At 43.5% G+C, this 20,833-nt stretch carries 15 protein-coding genes; 7 read left to right on the forward strand and 8 right to left on the reverse strand.

Translation table 11 applies throughout. From position 1 onward, the window contains the following. Positions 1 to 12: 12 nt before the first annotated feature. Together LU351_RS01880 and LU351_RS01885 are read right to left on the reverse strand one after the other, a co-directional pair. Positions 13 to 2,679 (reverse strand): hypothetical protein, encoded by a 2,667-nt coding sequence (locus LU351_RS01880; protein WP_232592306.1) that lies wholly within the window; start codon positions 2,677 to 2,679, stop codon positions 13 to 15. 444 nt (positions 2,680 to 3,123) lie between these two features. After that, complete coding sequence (locus LU351_RS01885; RefSeq protein ID WP_232592307.1) at positions 3,124 to 3,915, reverse strand: hypothetical protein; 792 nt, start codon at positions 3,913 to 3,915, stop codon at positions 3,124 to 3,126. A gap of 337 nt (positions 3,916 to 4,252) precedes the next feature. On the opposite strand from LU351_RS01885, the gene arsH reads away from it, so the two are divergent. Both arsH and LU351_RS01895 read left to right on the forward strand, forming a co-directional pair. Then, positions 4,253 to 4,966 (forward strand): arsenical resistance protein ArsH, encoded by a 714-nt coding sequence (gene arsH / locus LU351_RS01890; RefSeq protein ID WP_284284952.1) that lies wholly within the window; start codon positions 4,253 to 4,255, stop codon positions 4,964 to 4,966. Between the two features lie 155 nt (positions 4,967 to 5,121). After that, the gene (locus LU351_RS01895) at positions 5,122 to 7,191 is read left to right on the forward strand and encodes a S9 family peptidase (RefSeq protein ID WP_232592308.1); all 2,070 of its coding nucleotides are present in this window, start codon (positions 5,122 to 5,124) and stop codon (positions 7,189 to 7,191) included. A gap of 112 nt (positions 7,192 to 7,303) precedes the next feature. Here LU351_RS01895 and LU351_RS01900 read toward each other — a convergent pair whose 3' ends face one another. From LU351_RS01900 to LU351_RS01915, 4 genes are all read right to left on the reverse strand, one after another. After that, entirely contained in the window at positions 7,304 to 7,987 is a 684-nt protein-coding gene (locus LU351_RS01900; RefSeq protein WP_232592309.1) for an MSCRAMM family adhesin SdrC, read from the reverse strand. Next, on the reverse strand, positions 7,915 to 9,453 hold the full coding sequence (locus tag LU351_RS01905) for a hypothetical protein (protein ID WP_232592310.1): 1,539 nt from the start codon (positions 9,451 to 9,453) through the stop codon (positions 7,915 to 7,917). Before LU351_RS01905 ends, LU351_RS01900 begins: the two co-directional genes overlap by 73 nt. A gap of 434 nt (positions 9,454 to 9,887) precedes the next feature. Next, a complete protein-coding gene (locus LU351_RS01910) occupies positions 9,888 to 10,163 on the reverse strand; it encodes a hypothetical protein (RefSeq protein WP_232592311.1) in 276 nt (91 codons plus the stop codon). Positions 10,164 to 10,269: 106 nt separating this feature from the next. After that, on the reverse strand, positions 10,270 to 10,869 hold the full coding sequence (locus tag LU351_RS01915; RefSeq protein ID WP_232592312.1) for a DNA-J related domain-containing protein: 600 nt from the start codon (positions 10,867 to 10,869) through the stop codon (positions 10,270 to 10,272). A gap of 72 nt (positions 10,870 to 10,941) precedes the next feature. On the opposite strand from LU351_RS01915, the gene LU351_RS01920 reads away from it, so the two are divergent. Further along, positions 10,942 to 11,520 (forward strand): thymidine kinase, encoded by a 579-nt coding sequence (locus LU351_RS01920; RefSeq protein ID WP_232592313.1) that lies wholly within the window; start codon positions 10,942 to 10,944, stop codon positions 11,518 to 11,520. Between the two features lie 197 nt (positions 11,521 to 11,717). On the opposite strand, the gene LU351_RS01925 is transcribed toward LU351_RS01920, so the two are convergent. After that, a complete protein-coding gene (locus tag LU351_RS01925; RefSeq protein ID WP_232592314.1) occupies positions 11,718 to 12,155 on the reverse strand; it encodes an Lrp/AsnC family transcriptional regulator in 438 nt (145 codons plus the stop codon). A gap of 311 nt (positions 12,156 to 12,466) precedes the next feature. Here LU351_RS01925 and LU351_RS01930 point away from each other — a divergent pair, with 311 nt between their 5' ends. The 3 genes from LU351_RS01930 to LU351_RS01940 all read left to right on the forward strand — a co-directional run bounded on the left by LU351_RS01930 (position 12,467) and on the right by LU351_RS01940 (position 15,986). Beyond that, positions 12,467 to 13,585 (forward strand): saccharopine dehydrogenase family protein, encoded by a 1,119-nt coding sequence (locus LU351_RS01930; RefSeq protein ID WP_232592315.1) that lies wholly within the window; start codon positions 12,467 to 12,469, stop codon positions 13,583 to 13,585. A gap of 77 nt (positions 13,586 to 13,662) precedes the next feature. Continuing rightward, positions 13,663 to 15,168 carry an L-piperidine-6-carboxylate dehydrogenase gene (amaB, locus tag LU351_RS01935; protein ID WP_232592316.1) on the forward strand — a complete coding sequence of 502 codons (1,506 nt, stop codon included), beginning with the start codon at positions 13,663 to 13,665 and terminating at the stop codon, positions 15,166 to 15,168. Between the two features lie 8 nt (positions 15,169 to 15,176). Then, positions 15,177 to 15,986, forward strand: a complete 810-nt coding sequence (locus tag LU351_RS01940; protein ID WP_232592317.1) for a DUF1338 domain-containing protein — start codon at positions 15,177 to 15,179, stop codon at positions 15,984 to 15,986. Between the two features lie 81 nt (positions 15,987 to 16,067). On the opposite strand, the gene LU351_RS01945 is transcribed toward LU351_RS01940, so the two are convergent. After that, complete coding sequence (locus LU351_RS01945; RefSeq protein ID WP_232592318.1) at positions 16,068 to 18,254, reverse strand: di-heme-cytochrome C peroxidase; 2,187 nt, start codon at positions 18,252 to 18,254, stop codon at positions 16,068 to 16,070. Between the two features lie 475 nt (positions 18,255 to 18,729). Between LU351_RS01945 and LU351_RS01950 the strand changes: the two genes are divergently transcribed. Continuing rightward, positions 18,730 to 20,826, forward strand: coding sequence for a VCBS domain-containing protein (locus LU351_RS01950; protein WP_232592319.1), 2,097 nt, complete (start codon positions 18,730 to 18,732; stop codon positions 20,824 to 20,826). Positions 20,827 to 20,833: the final 7 nt, after the last annotated feature.

Below are 20,833 nucleotides of genomic sequence, written 5' to 3' on the forward strand. Positions count from 1 at the left end.
AGCCTATCCTTTTTATTGCATATCATAAATGATGAAGAATCGAGAAAAACCGTTTTCAAGAGTCAGTGGTTCACTCAACTGAAAAGTCAGTTCGCGATTTCCTGCGGTAAATTCTTCGATGCTAATTTGCTCGTCACTGGAGTTGATATCAATGGCGCCATTTTTATCGCGGTCGTAATACAAATAGGCACCTTGAATATTATCGGACTCAGAAATGTCACCACTGTTGGCAATGGTCATGGTATATAACTTGGCAGACACTGAATTGACGGTAATGCCAAAGTGAAGCACGGGCTGTTTTCCTGAAGACCGGTTCAGTAATTGGTTGATGATAAAATTGGACAGGCGGATATCAATCGTATCGCTTGAGTCTGAGTCTCCGTCATTAGGGATGTTTCCACCCTGATCAGAATCCCCATCTTCTGAATCGGTATCGCCGTCATCATTAACTGGATCATTGTCTCCTGGCTGGTCGTTCCCTGGATTATTGTCTGCTGGTTGATCGGTTCCTGGATTGTTGTCTCCTGATTGATCGTCTCCTGGTTCGTTGTTATCGCCATCCGGGTTGTCATCGTTGTCATTGGGGGTGTCGTTATTGTCAGGCTGATATATAACGGCCTCAGTATCATTAATGAATAACCAGCTTTGATAATTTCTGCGGGCATAAAGCGCATTTAATGGTTCAGGAGGGTATCGGGTCGTCCACTCGTCATTATGCAGTTTTAAGCCATAGCTCAGGTTTTGCTGAAAACTGAAAGCAACACCATTCTTCCCTAACGTTTTATCGGTATACGTAAATTCAATATGTTGTGCCTCAGAAAGCCCTCTGATTGGGCAACTTATTTCAGCATCAAAGTATTGATTGTCTGGCCATTGAGCGGGGTTGCTGAATTCTGCCCAGTCTTCATTTGGCCAATCAATTTTTAATTGAAGGCCATCAAATGTTTTATTGTCTTCACAAATACGGTGATATTTATCATTAAAGTAAGAAAAATCTTTCTCATATTTCAGATAAATTTTGGGGCCATTGTGGTAGTCCATAACCTTAATGAGCATTTCATTATCCTCCATTTTGGAAGATAATCCGTTTGAATAACCGGAAAGTGAACTGGCGTGATAATGATCCGTACGGCTTAAATCCATGATGTATCGATAGATGTTTTCATTTTCTAACCAGTGCTCTCCTTGGTGAGACGGGTTTTCCACTTGGCTGACACCTCGTTGTAAATGAAAGACCGATTTGAATATTCCGGTGTCGCTCACATACCCCAGGTATGTCCACTTTTTGCCGTCGTCATCCACTTCACAATAGACTTGTTGATCACTGAATGTGTCGCGAGATATGGCATAAATACCGCTGGTGGTAATATCTAACGCTGAACAGTTGGAGCCTGTTTGATTGGCTTTTATGTCTTCAATTATTTGCGGGGTGGGCCAACTTGAGGTATTGATTTGTTGCGACAATGCTTCATCGACATCGGCAATGTTGGGTGTTGTCATTTCTTTTTTATTATCGACGATCGAGACGATCATGGCGTCTACGTGCATTGGAATTTCGCGTCCCACTTCCTGATCATAGGTAAACCATAAATTATCAAACCAGGCGAAAGGGTAAGAAATATGTTCTTCTTTTACTGTGTGATAACGTCCGTTATCTTGTTCTTTGAGAAAGCGAATATTGGTATGAATATTCTTTCCTACCCATAGAGAATCGGCCTTGTTGGCTTGATCAATGGTTAATAAAACCGATATTGGAATTAAACCTTCGTTATTTTCGTCAAGGCAGATGGGTGGGTGAATGGCGCTGCCGGTAAAGTATTCTTCTGGATTTTGTTCTCGATATCGTGCTTGGTCGCCTTTGTTGCCGTTAAAGAGTGATAAATCGGCGTTGGGATCATCCATAAAAATAACGCAATTATCGGGGTCTTCTATTTGATACTCTTGCAAGTGAGCGTTACCTAGAATGTTGTCCTTTAAATAAGGCAAGCAAGACATGGCATTGGCGCCCCAGAAGATATTGAGATAACCATCGTCAATAAAAAAGTGAGTGCTTGGACACTGAATATTGTCTGGGTCTTTACGTTTATTCCATATAAATCTCAAAGCATGTTTATCTTCTTCTTGTAATTCTTCATGCATTTTCATCATAGAGGGTGGGCGTCCACCCTGTATGGACATACCTTTATAATCGTCTGCTAAACCAAGAGTATGGCCGTACTCGTGTAGAAAAATGGTGTAGAAGCGTTCAATGTTATCGAAATGGCTTTCTGTGGGGCCCAGCGAGAAAGGGCCGCCATTAAATACTGTTCCACCGTGAATATTAATCATCACCGGGTGTACAGTGAGACCAGACTCAAGTTGATGCCGTTTATTACGGCAATCGTCTTCTGCTACTTCAGTATAAAAAGTAATACGTTCGACGGGCCACTCCGCTCCCAATGCTGCTTTTGTATGCGCATTCCATTCATTAGCGACTTTATTCGCTTCAGACAAAAAACGAGTTGCCTCAGGTGTATTTTGCTTTTCTTGTGGTATGCACATTGGGTAGCGAATATTGGCTTGCCCGCTTGCATTGGCCACCTCTTCGTACTGGAATAAGATGGAATATTGATTTGGATCGCTGGTTCCCACAAAGGCGTGTATCTGGCCGACGAACAGGAATAAAGAGGAGAACAGCATTTTCCTCTTTAAAAAATGATTCTTTAACTTCATGTTTTTACCTTTTTTGTTTTGATAAATGTCGGTAGGTTAGTTTTTGCAAATGGTGTTTTTAAGTGTGTATTGAGATAACCGTTTGTGATGAATATGTTTAATCAAAGTCAGAAATAGAAAAGAGAATGAGTGCGCACATCAGAGGTATTGATACTGAATTGACTTCACAAAAATCAAGAAATACAACGAAAGAATTAGTGCTGTTTTTCAATCTCTACTACTTTTGGCCTATACATTAATGACAGCATTAGTAAAGAAGCATTAGGACAACTTAGCCACATGCCATAGCAACATTAACAAACAAAACATAATGACTGGCAGGATTGAAAACGGAGAATTTTTAGAATAAAAGGAAGCTGAAATACCCTTCGAAGATTCGAAGGGTATACTGAAATAATGGTGGGCTTTGAATTATAATCTATCCACCCAAGCCCAATCTGTTCTGGCTCGATTTTTCACAGGAATAATCTGTTGATTTTGAAAGGTCATTGAGTAGGGAGAATTAAACATATTGCCATTATTGTTATTTAACATATGATCTGTTCTTTCAAAACCATGATAGATGGGTTGATGCAAACCTTGCATTAAAGGTGAATTACTTACATTTTTTTCAACCTTAAAAAATAAATCCAATTTGGGACCGTGCATTGCATTGCAAGCAAAAAAACTGTAACACCAAGGAAGTATCAAAATTTCTTCATCCCTCAAACTATTGCGAGCATGCATTTTCAAGGTAGCAACTTGCCAATGATTTTCTTCACCGAAGGTTCCTGTGTCGACGACCTTTACCTTAACAACTCCTCCGGGAAATTTCATTTTTCCAAAAGTTCTGTCATCCGAATTGATTTCAGCGGTACCTTCATAGATTTGCTGACTTGTGCGGTAGTCTTCAAGATAAAAATTTCGGTCAAAAGCAGTATTGTTTGTTTTCTCAATGATGTTTCCATGGCGCCCACTGAGAACTTTAAACTTGGTAAATCCCATTGTGCTGTATAAGTAGGCAATTAATGCAGTCCATGAGCCACCGGCATAAGAAATGGTGGTGTAGATATGATTTAGTGCCACCCAAGGAAATTTGGTGACAATAAGGTTACCACGATGCCTTATGTATTGTTCCTCTAAAATATAGGGGCTGGCTTCGCAGGTCCAACCATCATGAATAGCACTCGGATCTGTTCCTTTTCCTCTTAAAAGTTCTCGCATGATACTTTCCTTAAAATCAATATGAAACTTCCTTTATTTGGGTGTTAAAAACCACAAAGTGTCTGTTTTTGATTGAAGCGTTATTAAAGGTATTGCAATGATCTTTCGCTCAAGCATCAGGTCACTTGCTGTGGTGAGCGGATAATATTCAAACAATGCGGTTTTTAAAATTACATTTTATTACAGATCTGAGCATGATTTGACCTTAATATCTGATCAAAAAATTGACCTAATGGTTGAGAATTGAGGTTTCAACAATCTCTCTATAGAGTCTGCCATTAAATGGATTTCTTTTGATATATCGATGATTAATTTTATAGCTGAATGAGGTGTTAAGGTGGAAGATTGTCCTAATGTTGTTTCGGAGTGTTTTAATCCGATTGACGTGAATAAATTATTTAACGTTGGGGAGTCGCAGCACCGCCCTAAAATATTATTGCTGTATGGTTCTTTAAGAGACACTTCCTACAGTCGCTTGGTTACCGAAGAAGCCAGTCGAATTTTGGAATGCCTTGGGGCAGAAACCAAAACCTTTGATCCATCGGGTTTGCCTTTGCCCGATGACACGGACGAAACCCACCCTAAGGTGAAAGAATTACGTGAATTGGTTATGTGGAGTGAAGGGATGGTGTGGTGTAGCCCAGAACGCCATGGTGCAATGACGGGCATTATGAAAACGCAAATTGATTGGATTCCATTAGCCTTACAAGGCGTACGCCCCACACAAGGAAAAACCCTTGCGGTCATGCAAGTTTGTGGTGGTTCGCAATCCTTTAATGCCGTAAATCAAATGCGCATACTGGGGAGATGGATGAGATTAGTGACCATACCGAACCAATCTTCTGTGGCAAAGGCCTGGCTTGAATTTGATGATGAAGGACGTATGAAACCCTCCTCGTATTACGATCGCATTGTAGATGTCTGTGAAGAGTTAATGAAATTCACATTGTTATTACGAGGCAATAAAGACTATTTTGTAGATCGCTATTCCGAGCGAAAAGAAACGGCTGAGGAGTTTCGAAAAAGAATTGATCAGCGTACCGGCATTTAGTGTACCGCCTTTATTTTCGTTGTTATTTATTCGTTAAAATGAAAGTCATTTTAATAATGGACTTGACTTATTAAGAACGAGCTTGACTCAGGGTTGATTGATGATCAGCCACTTTATGTTATTGTTATGTTATAACGTAGCTTACAGAGGGTGATATGAAAAAGATTGGAATATTGGCGTTGGGTTGTTTATCCGCCATGGCGTTTGCCTCAGATAAAGGGGCATCCGATACAGAAAAAGACAACACTTTGCATCTTAATGACGTCTTCTCATTGGAATATGCCTCAGGTGTAGAGATCGATAATAGCGGTAAAACCACGTACTTTGTTCGACATTACATGGATATCCACTCCGATAAAAAAGCGGGCAATATTTGGAAGGTGGATGAAAAAGGTGGAATGCGACCAGTGACGAATGGTTTGCATAATGACTTTTCTCCTTTGTTATCCCCTAATGGTGATCGCTTAGCCTACATTTCTACCGCCAGTGGTAAGCCTCAAATTCATATTAAATGGCTTAATACCGGCGAAGAAACACAAATTACCCACTTAACCTCTTCACCGGGAAATTTGGCATGGTCACCTGATGGTAACCGGATTGCCTTTACGCAATACGTAAAAGGCGCTTCTAAGTCTCCGGTGGCTTTACCCGGAAAGCCGGAAGGGGCGAAATGGGCAAAGCCCGCAAAATTTATTGATGATTTGTATTACCGAGCCGATGGTGCAGGATATTTAACCGCAGGAAATACTCAGGTATTTGTTGTGCCTGCCGATGGTGGTGCGGCACGGCAGATCACAGAAGGCGAGTTTGATCATGGTGGCAAGCTAAGTTGGTCGAAAAATGGCAAATCAATTTTCTTTTCAGCCAATCGCCATGAAAAGCATGAACTGGAACCATTAAATTCCGAAATTTACCGTGTTGATGTTAACACCGGCGAATTAACCATGTTGACGGATCGTTTTGGCCCAGATGCTTCTCCTGTGGTTTCTCCTGATGGAAAGTGGGTAGCGTATTTAGGGTTTGACGATACATTTAAAAATTACGAAAGTACGAATTTATACCTTATGAAGCCAGATGGTTCTGGTAAAAAATCATTAACCGATGATTTTGATCGAAAGATTGATGCAATCCAGTGGGCGGGTAATGGCAAAGGGCTTTATATTTTATACAAAGATAAAGGCGATTCTAAACTCGATTATCAACCCATAAAAGGAAAGCGAAAAACCGTTGTTGAACACATGGGCGGAACGGCCTTTGGTCGCCCGTATACTGATGCGGATTTTGATGTGTCTAACAATGGCGTGGTTGCTTATACCCATTCGGATGTATTAAGGCCTGCCGATGTCGCCGTTAATAAAAACGGAAAAACCCGAGTGCTCACGCAATTAAATGAAGATGCATTGGCGCATAAGGCGCTCGGTAAAGTGGAAGAGATTTGGGTAAAATCTTCTGCTGATAATCGTGATATTCAAGGTTGGTTGGTGTACCCAGCGAATTATGAAGAAGGCAAAAAATACCCGTTAATTTTGGAAATTCACGGTGGGCCTGTGGCCAGTTATGGACCGCATTTTTCGACCGAAATTCAATTAATGGCGGCAAAAGGCTACGCCGTTTTGTATATGAACCCAAGAGGCAGTGATTCTTACGGTACCGAGTTTGCGCAAACGATCCATCATAATTATCCAAGCCAGGATTATGATGATTTGATGAGCGGTGTTGATGCGGTTTTGAAAAAAGGGTTTATTAATGAAAACGAACTCTTTGTTACCGGTGGTTCTGGCGGTGGTACATTAACCGCATGGATTGTTGGCCATACAGATCGCTTTGCCGCAGCCGTAGTCGCTAAACCCGTGATTAATTGGTACAGCTTTGTTCTAACGGCGGATTACTATCCCTTTTTCTATAAATATTGGTTTGGTAAAAAGCCTTGGGAAGATATCGAACATTACATGAAGCACTCTCCTATTCAGTATGCGGGTAACGTCACAACACCGACCATGTTGTTAACCGGTGAAGCGGATTATCGGACGCCGATTTCTGAAACCGAACAATTTTACCAAGCGTTAAAAATTAATGAGGTAGAAACGGCAATGGTTAGAATTCCGGATTCTTCACATGGGATCTACCGTCGCCCCAGTAATTTAATGTCTAAGGTGGCTCATATTCTTTGGTGGTTTGATCAATACAAAGAGTCATCCGAAGAGGATACTACCGAGAAAAAATAGAAGCCCTGCATAGGTGATATAGAGAGGAACAAAAAAGCCATCGAAGTATGATGGCTTTTTTGGGCTCCTAAATTTTATCAGCTAATGGTGCACTGATAAGACAACAGCATAATCAGGGAATTGGAATGGGGTTTGGAACGAGTGGATCGGTGCCTAATGCGAATTCACGAAGGTTAGTTAGGTGATCCCCATCATAATCCTCGAATACGTCTTCGCGATTGTGATCATTCAACCCAAAGCGCTCTTCCCACTCACGCGGTAAACCATCACCATCTTCATCCACAGTGTATTGAGGATTTAACGGCGCAAAGTCTTCACCATCGAGCACGCCATCCTCATCCGAGTCTGGGTGGTTAGGGTTTGTGCCTAGCGCATATTCCTCGGCGTTGGATACACCATCGCCATCACGATCTTCGATGGCATCATTACGCCATGGTTCTAGTCCATTTTGGTTTTCCCACTGATCGGGCAGGCCATCGTTATCGGAATCGATGGTGTACTCAGGGTTGGTTGGCGCGATGTCTTCCCCATCGAAAACGCCATCTTGGTCACTGTCCGGGTTTTCTGGATCCGTGCCGGCTAGGAACTCTGCCAGATTGGTCAGCCCATCTCCGTCGAAGTCGTCATTGGCGTCTTCAGGGTGGATGTCTTCCAAGAAGTGGAACGTCACTTCATAGGCTTCGGGCAAGCCATCCTGATCGAAGTCGTGACGATAAGTAGGGTTTAATGGGAAAGCATCTTCACCGTCGGGCGTACCATCTTGATCGGAGTCCAAACGATCTGGGCTGGTGCCCAATTGGTATTCCTCAAGAGTATAGTTAAGCCATCCTGATCGCGGTCTTCGTCGGCATCCCATGCAGCGTGAGGGTCGTAAAGGTAAGTCCGCTCCCAACGATCGGGCAGTCCGTCGTTATCGGAGTCGCGATCGCGTGTGGCGTCGGTGGGCCAAGAATCTTCCGAATCGTTCACACCATCATTGTCGGTATCGAACGCTTGTGGGTTGGTACCTAAGGTAAACTCACGGACATTGGTGAGTTGGTCCCCATCGTCATCTTGGTAAGCGTCGTCACGAAAATGATCATTAAGGTAGTAACGCTCTTCCCACTCACGCGGTAAACCATCGCCATCTTCATCCACAGTGTATTGAGGATTTAACGGCGCAAAGTCTTCACCATCGAGCACGCCATCCTCATCCGAGTCTGGGTGGTTAGGATTTGTGCCTAGCGCATATTCCTCGGCGTTGGATACACCATCACCATCACGATCTTCGATGGCATCATTACGCCATGGTTCTAGTCCATTTTGGTTTTCCCAATGATCGGGCAGACCATCGTTATCGGAATCGATGGTGTACTCAGGGTTGGTTGGCGCGATGTCTTCCCCATCGAAAACGCCATCTTGGTCACTGTCCGGGTTTTCTGGATCCGTGCCGGCTAGGAACTCTGCCAGATTGGTCAGCCCATCTCCGTCGAAGTCGTCATTGGCGTCTTCAGGGTGGATGTCTTCCAAGAAGTGGAATGTCACTTCATAGGCTTCGGGCAAGCCATCCTGATCGAAGTCGTGACGATAAGTAGGGTTTAATGGGAAAGCGTCTTCACCGTCGGGCGTGCCATCTTGATCGGAATCCAAACGATCTGGGCTGGTGCCCAATTGGTATTCCTCAAGGGTAGTTAAGCCATCCTGATCGCGGTCTTCGTCGGCATCCCATGCAGCGTGAGGGTCGTAAAGGTAAGTCCGCTCCCAACGATCGGGCAATCCGTCGTTGTCGGAGTCGCGATCGCGTGTGGCGTCGGTGGGCCAAAGATCATCAGCATCTGATGTGCCATCACGATCGGTATCGAAGACTTGAGGATTCGTGCCTAAAGCAAATTCCTCAAGATTATTGACTTGGTCTCCATCGTCATCGCGAAGAGCATCTTGGTCGTTATTATCGTCTAAGCCAAAATTGTATTCCCACTCATAGGGCAAGCCATCATTGTCGTTATCAATACTGTATTGAAGTGAGAGAGGAAAGAGGTCGTCGAAATCATTGACGGCATCACCGTCGGTGTCCCATAAACAAGGATCGGTTCCCAGCAATAATTCATCCATATTGCTGAGGCCATCTCCATCTGAATCTTCAGATACTTCGATAAATGAACATTCATTGGTTACAGTTTGAGAAAAAACATTATCGGTTACTTGGGCAATGACAAGTGGACTGGCAAAAAAACCGAAGAAATAGTGAGCAAATAGAGCCTTACGCGATCCCTTATTGAACATAAATATTCCTTAATAGAAAGGTTGGAAAGTATGAAAAATACTCAATAAACGGTGTTCAAGAAAAAGTAATCATAACGTACTTTGAGTTGTAAATTAAAATTTACAAGATGTTTTTTGCGCCATTTTTTGAGAGCTTTTTAGACGGGATTTTTTGATTTTTATTCTTTGAACAAATTGTAAAAAAGTGTAATTAATTATTAGGTTTACTTTAAAAAATACGCCTTTGGAATTATTTAATGGCGAAATAATTTAATTTTTATGGGTCAGAGGTAAAACTCTATGGATTTCTATCAATTGATGATGAGATATGATTTTTTAAGGGAGAGTGGTGACTTCCAACCTTATGTACTCAAATAGAGCCAGCTTTTCACTGGCACTATTTGAGTAACATTATTTAAGCAATACGGTAAGTCTGATATTCAGTAATAAGCCAGTTACCTATTTGTCTTTTCCCGTATTTCTTTTAATCTCACTTTCATGCACTCTTGGTCGTCTTTGCATTCTTTTTTCGCTGCTTCAAACAAAGCTCTTTGTTTTTGAATGTACTCACCTCGACACGCTTCGTCGTTACCACATAATGAATCTAACGTATCCGCTGTTGAATAAATTTTAGGGGAAACTTTATCTGATGAGTCCGCGAGAGCGAAAGAAGCAACAATGCATGAGAAAATAATCATCAATAGTGTCGATAAGATAGATGTGGTTTTCATTTGATACCTCTCGTGTGCCGGTATTTTTTAATGGATCGTCGTAAGTGAAAGTATAGTAATTACTCAAAAGCGAGTGTTGCTGAAAAGCTGTTTTGAGTACTGGTTATTATTTATGCTTCAATGTTTCGTACGCCTCTCTTAGTGCAATAAAGTGGTCACTGTTTCCGCCTCTGTCTGGGTGATGAATGTGCGCCAGCTTCCGATATTGTCGAGTAACTTCTTCCTGAGTGGCATCGTGTTGCAGCCCGAGGCAAGACAATGCCGACTCACGCCCACCTTGATGATTTAGGCGAGTCCAAAAACTGGCAAGAAGACGATTAACCTCGTCGACTGTCATATGCTCAAGATTGCGAATGTCTAAATAGTATTCTGCGACTGGATCTGTGTCCGCCAATGTTCGACCATAGGTGGGACTCAGCGGCTGAAGGGTTATGCTCAGTGGTGATATCGCCAGATGGTAGTTGCGTTGAGCTAGCCATTCTCTGAGTGAATATAGACTGTGCATTGTCAAAAAATGCTCTGTGAATAAGCGTAATTCAGGGGGGAGTGTCGTTGATGACCACTGGGTGTCGGGGCATTCTGTTCTGAGGATTTTTATCAGATCGTATTCGCTGTAAGGCGTTGAATCTACTCGTTCTTGATTCAGTAGGTGTTGCAATAACACCCGCTGTAGAGGGGGAAGGGAGAGGTATTCATCTGGATTCATTTGGTTCGGGCCACCCGGTTCGGTACACTGCCGTTTTCACAATAGCATGAGTTTGAGGATGTAAAACACGCCATGGCGCAATTGTATTTCTATTATTCGGCGATGAATGCCGGTAAATCCACCTCGTTACTGCAATCTGTGTACAACTATAAAGAGCGTGGGATGCACGCTGAAATATTCACAGCAGCCCTGGATGATCGCTTCGGTAAAGGCAAAGTCGCTTCACGTATTGGCTTGGAGGCGCCAGCCAACTTATTCAGTGAAGACACTGACTTATTGGCGATGATTAATGAGATGCAGGAAAAGGCGCCTGTGGATTGTGTGTTTGTGGATGAGGCGCAGTTTTTAACGGCTGCTCAGGTACGCCAGTTGGTGGATATTGTGGATGATTTGGGTATTCCAGTGTTGGCTTACGGTTTGAGAACGGATTTTCGCGGTGAAACCTTTTCGGGTAGCCACTATTTACTGGCCTGGGCGGATAAACTCACAGAGCTAAAAACCATTTGCCATTGCGGGCGAAAAGCCACTTTTGTGGTGCGCTTTGATGAGAATGGCAATCCCATTCGTGAGGGTGCCCAAGTGGAAGTGGGTGGCAATGATAAGTATGAATCGATGTGCAGGAAGCATTTTAAAGAGCTGGTATGGTGTTGAACCGAAAAATGTAACACTAATGTCATCTTGTTTGCGCATGATGGTCGGCTGCTTTTTAGACTGATCGTTTCGCGCTCCCTCCCTCTATCCCTCGGAATATATGGGGTTACGACACTTATCCACACGCTTATTCAGGTTTTCTGTGGGCGACCACTCATTCATCATTATTGATTCATTTGAAATACAACTGTGGTCGCTTATCGTTCAAGCTTTGTGGATAATAAAATGGAAGAGACCGTTTTTTCGACACCTGTGACGTTACCAATTTGATCGAGGGTTTGATCCAATTCACCGGTTGAAGTTGCTTCCACCAGCGCAATAAGGTCATAAGTGCCATTAACGGCGTACAGAGACTGAATACGACTGATTTTTTCCAAGCCTTTCACTGCGGCGGTATTTTGATTGGCCCTTACGGACATCAGCACATGAGCCCGAATCAACGATTGGGTGTAGTCCTCGTTAAATTTGACGGTGAAGCCATGAATGATGCCGCGGCTGACGAGCCGATCAATCCTCTCTTTCACAGTCGTGCGTGATAACTTGAGTTGTCGTGCCAATTCACTGGTGGATTCACGAGCGTTTTGCCGAAGTAGGGTCAGCAGTGCTTCGTCTTTTGTATCCAAGAACCTCGACATAACTTCTCTCTTCTCTTTAGTTATTTCAAGCCATTGCATGAATTTGTCATTACCAACCCACAATGATTCGCACTTAACTGATCAATTTGTCGGTTAAACCGTTATTTTGACTAAAAGTTTCTGACATTTTGATCAGCTTGTCTATTCAATATAATCATCGCGACTCTTACACTCGATAAATAAGCTTTTTCAAGTCAGTCAACTCTCAATTCACTGTTGTGATGGACAATTGTTGTGGTGGGTAATGGTCATAACAAAGCAGTCATAACAAAACCGTCATAACAACTCGCAATCATAAAAAGGTGGTCGACATGCGTGAAGTGGTCTTAATGGGTGGTGGGAAAATTGGGGCAATTATTACTGAGATGTTATCGAGTAGTGGTGATTATATTGTCACGGTTGTGGATCGCAAATCAGAGCAATTAGCAAAGTTTTACGATAAGCCGAATGTAAAAACGGCTGTAGTTGATGCCACGAATAAAGAAGATTTATTATCGGTTTTGCATGGGAAATTTGCGGTATTAAGTGCGTGCCCTTACGATATTACGAAATACATTGCACAGGCGGCTGCCGAAGCCAAAGTCCATTACCTCGATTTAACCGAAGATGTGGCCTGTACCCAGTTAGTGAAAGAACTAGCCGTGAATGCCGATTCTGCTTTTATCCCTCAAAGTGGTTTGGCACCGGGTTTTATCACCATCGTTACCGCTGAATTGGCGCGCCATTTCGATACGTTAAAAAATGTGCACATGCGAGTAGGTGCCCTGCCTATCTATCCGTCTAACTCCATTAAATATAACCTTACGTGGTCAACCGAAGGGTTAATTAACGAATATTGCCAACCTTGTGAAGCCATTGTGAATGGTGCTCACACTATGGTGCCGCCACTTGAAGAATTAGAAACTTTCTCATTGGATGGGGTGACTTATGAAGCATTTAATACATCCGGTGGCTTAGGCACCATGTGTGAAACACTGAAAGGCAAGGTTGAAAATTTAAATTATCGTACGGTGCGCTACCCTGGTCACCGTGACATTATGAAAACCGTATTGAACGATTTAGGCTTTAAAGATCGCCAACCATTGTTGAAAGAAATTTTTGAATCATCAATTCCTTCTACTGATCAAGATGTCGTACTGGTCTTTGTCAATGTCAGTGGCATGAAAGACGGACGCTTGGTACAAAAAACCTATTCCAATAAAATTTATGGCCAAACCATTAACGGTACTTTTTGGAGTGCGATTCAAATTACCACGGCTTCTGGCATTTGTGGTGTACTGGATTTGTTATCGGATGGAAAATTGCCAACGAAAGGCCTCGTAAAACAAGAAGATGTCAAGTTCGATGATTTTATATCAAATCGATTTGGCCAGTACTATGCGATGAGAGAGGGTACGCAAGAGAAACAGATGAACTCTAACGCGGCATAATGGCACGATCGTTAGGCAAATTCTTGTTAACCGAATTTTTTAAAAAAGTACGATAAAAACAGATTATTGAAGGGTGAATGATGAAAACAATCAGTGAAATTCTTTCAGCATTAGGAATACCATTGGATAAAGTTGAAGGAAAAGGACTGACGGTAACAAGTCCTGTCGACGGGGAGACAATAGCAACCGTAGAGATAGCAGGTACAGAGGCGGTTGATGCCGTTATTGCTCAGTCTAAAATTGCTTTTGAGGCATGGAGAGCGGTGCCTGCCCCCAAACGCGGAGAGTTAGTGCGTTTATTTGGGAATAAACTCCGCGAGCACAAAGAAACGTTGGCCGCCTTAGTGACGTTGGAATGCGGAAAGATATATCAAGAAGGTTTGGGCGAAGTTCAAGAGATGATTGATATTTGTGACTTCGCTGTGGGCTTATCCCGTCAATTATACGGTTTGACCATTGCCTCTGAACGTCCTGGACATCGCATGATGGAAACGTGGCACCCTCTAGGCCCTGTGGCGATTATTTCAGCCTTTAATTTCCCGGTTGCCGTATGGAGTTGGAACAGTGCATTGGCATTGGTGTGCGGTAACAGTGTCATTTGGAAGCCCTCTGAAAAAACGCCTTTAACGGCCATCGCATGTCAGCATTTATTTGAACAATCGGCTATCGAATTTGGAGAAGCACCAGAGTATTTATCACAACTTGTGATTGGCACCGCTGATGTAGGGGAACAGTTAACAAAAGACAAGCGTATTCCATTGGTAAGCGCGACTGGCAGTACCGCCATGGGTCGGAAAGTGGGCCCAGTTGTAGCAGAACGTTTTGGCCGCACTATTTTAGAATTAGGCGGTAACAATGCCATTATTGTTTGCCCTAGTGCCGATATTGATATGGCGTTACGAGCAATCGTTTTTGGTGCAGTAGGCACATGCGGACAACGTTGTACCTCAACCCGTCGCTTATACGTTCATGAGTCTATTTATGATTCTGTCGTCCCTGCATTAAAGCGTGCTTACAGCAGTGTTGCTATTGGTAATCCATTGGATGAAAAACACTTAGTCGGGCCGTTAATTGATGAGCAAGCGTATACTCAAATGCAAAATGCCTTAGCGCTTTCCGCACAGCAGGGTGGAAAATTAGTCGGGGGTGAGCGTGTTCTAACAGATCAATTCCCTCATGCTTTTTATGTGCAGCCAGCTTTGGTTGAATTGGCTGATGCTGCGACCGTACAAACAGAAACGTTTGCCCCTATTTTGTATGTGCAGCCTTACACAGAGTTAACCGATGCCATTGCTCGTCAAAATGATGTGCCGCAAGGGTTATCTTCTGCCATTTTTACCACCGATGTACGCGAAGCTGAATTATTTACTTCTGCGATGGGAAGCGACTGCGGTATTGCAAACGTTAATATTGGCACCAGTGGTGCTGAAATTGGCGGCGCCTTCGGAGGAGAAAAAGAAACCGGCGGTGGTCGTGAATCCGGTTCGGATGCTTGGAAGGCCTACATGCGTCGTGCCACCAACACGATTAATTATTCTCGTGAACTACCCTTGGCTCAGGGCATTGAATTCAACTTAGATTAAGGGGAACCATGATGACACATAATGCATTGGCAATGATGTTAGATGAAATGTGGGTCGACTATATTAGCATGACGCCACATGCCCAAAAAATTGTGGATTTATTAGCTGCAAAAGGCGAAACCATTATTAATGATCATATTGCCTTGCGCACGTTTAACCATCCGAGCGTTAATATTAATGTTTTGTCAAAGCCTTTCCTTGAGCTAGGTTATCAACGTAAAGGGAAGTATGAATTCGAAGAAAAACAATTAGATGCAACGCACTTTGAACATGAAGACAAAGCGCTGCCGAAGATTTTTATATCAGAATTACGATTGGAGTCGTTTTCTCAATCTCTTCAAGCGAAAATTGATGAGCTGATTGAGTCTGTTGATAAGGAGGTATGGGCAAATCCAAAGTTAAGTTACTCCGGTCGCCCATGGGAATTATCCCGTCAAGAGTATGAATTATTAAAAGAGGAAAGTGAATATTGTGCTTGGGTTGCTGCATTAGGTTATCGGCCTAATCACTTCACCATCTTTGTTAATGCGTTAAAAAATTTTTCAGAGTTAAGCGATCTAAATCAATTTTTAAAAGAAGAAGGTTTTTCGCTGAACAACAGTGGCGGGGAAATAAAAGGTTCCAAGGCTGTTTTTCTAGAACAGTCTTCCACTTTGGCCGATTCTACCGAAGTACGGTTATCCGATGACACTTTGCGTATCCCCAGTTGTTATTTTGAGTTTGCCAAGCGCTATGTCATGGAAAATGGCGAACTTTATCAAGGATTTGTAGCAAAAAGTGCGGATAAGATTTTCGAGTCTACAGAGGGAAGTCAGTAGCTTTTCAATAAATATGGGTTAGCTGAAATAAAAAAGAGGCACAAATATGTGCTTCTTTTTTATTTGTACTTTCAGTGCCATTTACAACATTTTCATATACTCCACCAATGCCCAACGTTCTTCTTTTGTAAGGGCTTTAAGAATGACCTCTCCATCATCACTTTTTATATCTCGTGCACCATAGTCATGACCGGTGTTGAAATCACCTACCCGTCTTGTTGTAAAGGTCGTCCCTTGCTTGCCTTCACTGACAAATCCCACTTTTTTCGGGTCTAGCTCGCGGCTACCGACGACAAATTCATTTGGGCGGTATTGGCAGGGCTCTGTTTCGCCAGAAGCGTTTTCACATAAGTCTGGATCACCGGGCATTTTTTTCGGCAGTAATAAATCGTAAAGCGTTGGTACTGAACCATTGTGCAAGAATGGCCCAGTGGCCCAGATGCCATTGAGGGATCGCGCTTTATAACTCAGCAATGAGTTATAAGGGTTGGCGGTGGTGTCTGGGTTGTAGTCGCCGGCTTTTACGCTGGATTTGATGTCATTATCAAAAAAAGACATGGCCATCACATAGAGCCAATCTAGAGTCCGACGAATAACGTTTTTATCCGGGTCAGGGGTAGACACAACCCCTTTTGTTACAGACGTTAAAATTTGTACTACCGGTGCTTTTTGCTCCAATATAACGGTACCCGCATCCGTGGATTGATAGGTATGTTGGAAATTGCTGGAATAGCCTTTAAAGGTAACGCTATTGTCTGCCATGGCAGGGTCGGTTTGAATGGATTCGAGACTGGACATTTTGGCGATAACTAGCCGATCCCAAGCGGTACGATCAATCACTTCATGGCAAGAAAGGCAATACTCGTTGTAAAGTAGTTTTCCTTTCCAGGCTAATGCTTTGTCAATTTGCATTGAGGGGTCATTGGGGAATAAATGATCCGGCCATTCGGGCGATTCTAATGTGCGTAAATGGGATTCCAATCGTTGCAGGTTGGTTAAATCAATTGAGGATGTGAAGTCGACTTTTATTTTTTTATTTTTTTGTCCACTGATGTAAGCGGGTAAGCTCCATCCACTTTCTTTTGCCGTCCAATCTAAGATGCCAAAAACACCAATGACTTCACCAGCGTTTCGGCCCAAAGGGCCAGGAGGGGCATTATTGGCGAGCCCATTCCATTGAACGTAATCGGAGTGAGCAATATCCCAAAGAAAGGGGTAGCTTACAGGTGCATCGGGTTCATTAAAAAGTCCGTCACGCACACGTAATAGTCCTTTAATGCCGAGTTCAGGGTAGCCCTCTGACTTGGGCATTTGTAAACGTTTAATGACTTTTGCAAAACAGTCACTGCCAATAATCGTGGGGTCGCAACCCTCTAAGACTTTGTCGGCTTCTTTGGGTGAGATGAGTGGGGTTTTTTTATCGGCTTTAGTAAGAGCCGTTAGCATTTCTTTGGCTTGATCTGCACCGACAACGTATTCAAGAACACGATTATAAATTCGCCCAAAGGCGTCTAATCGCGCGTAACCATAGTCAATGTGGCTTTTGTTAACGATGTTATAAAGGCGGAGAGTATTCGACCACTTTTCTAAGTCTTCTTTGACCTCTTCCGGCTTGCGGTAATCATTCCCCAAATCGATGACGGCAGTACTGAAGCGATTAAACTTGTCCTGATTGTTCAGTGTTTCGAACATCGCCTCTTCTAGTTCTTCCAAAAATAACACCATATTGGCCATTGCAGGCCCACCGTCAATTCGCATGGCCTTGCCTTTGTAATTGACTTGGCCGGTATGACAGGCTGCACAGGTATAGCCTAAGTAGTCTTTGCTGGTGTCGCTGTTGCCTTTGTAGGTTTCTTTAACAAAGCCGACTGGGAGTGCATCTGGGTTGAAGAAGGTTTTTTTCTGAGGCAAGTAGCGATATTTATCAATATTGACGTTATCTCGGAAAAGCGTGGTGTTGTCTTTTTGCTCTAATTGGATAAAAAAATCATAGGGTAGCAGTGCCGAGCCTTGCGTGGTGTTGTAAAACCAAAGGCTGTCTGACTCGTCCCAGTTTTGGTCGAGGTAGACCGGGGTATCGAAGCTTTCGCCGAGTCCGCCCTCAGGCATGGCGATGGCACCTCGTTCGGGGTCTTTATCCCAATGTTGATAGATTTTACCAATAGTTAAGGTGATACCCATAAAGGCAGCCACAAATACAAGCAATGCCAACACTCGGCGGCGGTGTCGGCATAGAAAGGATAAAAAGGATTTAATCAGGCGTGACATAACGAGACTTCCTCTGTTCGTTGTGCTGGTTGTTTTTGTGAATCTTTAAAAAGGCGACGAAAAGCCAGCTTTTTTGGTTTGTATAGGAAATGTATAAATTAACTTATGCGCCTATCTTAGCATATTTTGCCTTTTAATGGTCACATTACAGGATGACTCTTGCTCCAAATGGCGTTTAAAACTTTTCTTTATCTTCTTTTGATGAATTATTGTGCTGAATATGGGTGTGCCCACTTCATGATGAAGTTTTTATATTTCTTTTTTCTCAATTATTTTCGCTTTCTATACCAAATAAAATTTTTTTAAATGTCTATTTGTCATGCTGGAGATCGAACTGGTTCACAAATTTGTAAATTGGCGCCATGAATCCTGCCTGATGAGACGCTGTTGGGTGTTTGTTTCTTCTGCATTTGTAGACTTCGTTTAAATTTTCGGTCACTTCTGGCCTCTTTCTTCAATGCGGTTGACTATAACAATGAGCACAAAGCTTCTTCCTCTTATACTACTGACTATGACCTTGGCGGCATGTGGCGGTGGTTCCTCCAGTGACGACAATAATACGGATAGCACACCACCTGATGCTGGGGCTCCGGATGCACCGGGTGGTGGCTCAGACAATTCGGACTCAGGTAATGGAGATACCGATCCAGGCAACGGGGATACCGATCCAGGCAACGGGGATACCGATCCAGGCAACGGGGATACCGTTCCAGGCAATGGAGATAGCGACCCAGGCAACGGGGATACCGATCCAGGTAATGGAGATACCGATCCAGGCAACGGAGATAGCGACCCAGGCAACGGAGATACCGATCCAGGCAACGAGGATACCGATCCAGGCAACGGAGATACTGATCCAGGCAACGGGGATACCGATCCAGGCAACGGGGATACCGATCCAGGCAACGGGGATACCGACCCAGGCAATGGGGATGATGATGGTGGCACTTTAGGTGTTACAACGGGTGAGGGAAGTGTTGTCGAAGATAGTATGACTTCGGTGTCTGGCCAATTAGTGACGAGCTCAGAAGCATTAACCATTCAAGAAGACGTTTTTAAAGGCACTTACGGTGACTTGAGTGTTCAGACTAGCGGTGCTTGGGAGTATATGTTGGATGGCGAGCGCTCTGATCCTTTAAGTGAAGGTGAGGTGCAGCAAGAAGTCTTTACTGTCATGACTTCAGAACCAGATATTTCCACGACCGTAACAATTTCAGTTACGGGTGCGGACGATGCAGCTAAGGTTGGTACTGGGTCGGGAACCGTTGTTATTGGTCGTACCCAAACGGCATCAGGCTCAATCAGCATTACGGATGTGGATGGACCTGATTTGCAATTTATTGCACAGGAGCAAGAAGGATCCTTCGGTAATTTGGACATCAAAGAAGATGGGAGCTGGACCTATACATTGAATACGGATGCCAGTGTAAGCACTTCGGCGCAGGAAGACTTTACTGTATCTGTAGAAGATTTATCCGGTGTGGTGGTGGAGACGACTTCCGTTACCATTACGATTACCTCAGTGGAAGTGACTCGTCGCGATATTGTCTTTGTTTTGGTGAACTTTAGTAATGATGATGTGACCGATGAAATATCGTTGCAAGAGTTAGAAAGCATAGCATTTGATGATCAAGATTCTATTAATGAAGTGATGAAGGCAAACAGCCTGAATCAATTTGAGTTTATAAGGGATCGTGATGGTGACGGTAATATGGATGTTTACGTTGCTGAAATTGATTTTGATACATCTGCTTCATGCCAGAACAGTTACTATGGGCAACCAGCAAGAGGCTCTACTGCTTGGGCCGGAGCAGCAGATGAGTATATTTCCAGTCAATATTCCGTCGACACCAATGATTGGGACCATAGAGTATATTTATTCCCCAATCAGACACAGCGCAGTTGTGGCTGGAGTGGATTAGCAACAGTGGGTTGTGTGAATAGTAGCTGGAATAGTAGTTGCTGGGCTTATGCAAATTCACACAGCGTGACGGTTATTGGCCATGAGCTTGGCCATAACATTGGATTGAGTCACTCCAGTACAGACACTGACAACAACGGTGCCATCGACAGTGAATATGGCGATGAAGGCTCTATGATGGGTAATGCCCGTGGGGCGAGAACCATTCCAGTTGCTCAACGTGATTACTTAAACTGGTACGATGCCTATCCAGATTACTCCAGCCAAGTAAACTCGGATACTCAAGTAACGTTACAGGCTACACAGCACACGGCGGTTGAATTATCTGAAACAGGCATGCCACAGTTCATGGTGGTGAATGCCCCTAATAGTAGAAACCAACAAGCAGCCTCTTATTATGTGAGTTACCACGAGGCACACCCAATTACTAACCCTTCGCAACCAGCTAGTTGGCGTCGACCTGCGGGAGGATACTGGGAAGGTGCCCTGAAAATTCATTACCTACTGGAAAATGATCGACAATCAGTATTTGTTGAAGGTTTGCAAGAGCCAGGTGATAGCTTTACTGATGTATCTGCTGGGGTGAGCATCACCTTCATTAGCCGAGATCGAGAGGCAGAAACGGCTGTCGTTGAAGTTACCTACCAATAAAATTGAC

The organism is Marinibactrum halimedae (genome assembly GCF_021234875.1).
GTDB classification, from domain to species: domain Bacteria; phylum Pseudomonadota; class Gammaproteobacteria; order Pseudomonadales; family Cellvibrionaceae; genus Marinibactrum; species Marinibactrum halimedae.

Bases quoted from the DNA above. Each gene is read 5' to 3' on its own strand.
- amaB (WP_232592316.1), top strand. From the start codon at position 13,663: ATGATGAAAACAATCAGTGAAATTCTTTCAGCATTAGGAATACCATTG.
- LU351_RS01910 (WP_232592311.1), bottom strand. From the start codon at position 10,163: ATGAAAACCACATCTATCTTATCGACACTATTGATGATTATTTTCTCA.
- LU351_RS01925 (WP_232592314.1), bottom strand. From the start codon at position 12,155: ATGTCGAGGTTCTTGGATACAAAAGACGAAGCACTGCTGACCCTACTT.
- LU351_RS01920 (WP_232592313.1), top strand. From the start codon at position 10,942: ATGGCGCAATTGTATTTCTATTATTCGGCGATGAATGCCGGTAAATCC.
- LU351_RS01885 (WP_232592307.1), bottom strand. From the start codon at position 3,915: ATGCGAGAACTTTTAAGAGGAAAAGGAACAGATCCGAGTGCTATTCAT.
- LU351_RS01940 (WP_232592317.1), top strand. From the start codon at position 15,177: ATGATGACACATAATGCATTGGCAATGATGTTAGATGAAATGTGGGTC.
- LU351_RS01930 (WP_232592315.1), top strand. From the start codon at position 12,467: ATGCGTGAAGTGGTCTTAATGGGTGGTGGGAAAATTGGGGCAATTATT.
- LU351_RS01880 (WP_232592306.1), bottom strand. From the start codon at position 2,679: ATGCTGTTCTCCTCTTTATTCCTGTTCGTCGGCCAGATACACGCCTTT.
- LU351_RS01905 (WP_232592310.1), bottom strand. From the start codon at position 9,453: ATGTTCAATAAGGGATCGCGTAAGGCTCTATTTGCTCACTATTTCTTC.
- LU351_RS01915 (WP_232592312.1), bottom strand. From the start codon at position 10,869: ATGAATCCAGATGAATACCTCTCCCTTCCCCCTCTACAGCGGGTGTTA.
- LU351_RS01950 (WP_232592319.1), top strand. From the start codon at position 18,730: ATGAGCACAAAGCTTCTTCCTCTTATACTACTGACTATGACCTTGGCG.
- LU351_RS01895 (WP_232592308.1), top strand. From the start codon at position 5,122: ATGAAAAAGATTGGAATATTGGCGTTGGGTTGTTTATCCGCCATGGCG.
- LU351_RS01945 (WP_232592318.1), bottom strand. From the start codon at position 18,254: ATGTCACGCCTGATTAAATCCTTTTTATCCTTTCTATGCCGACACCGC.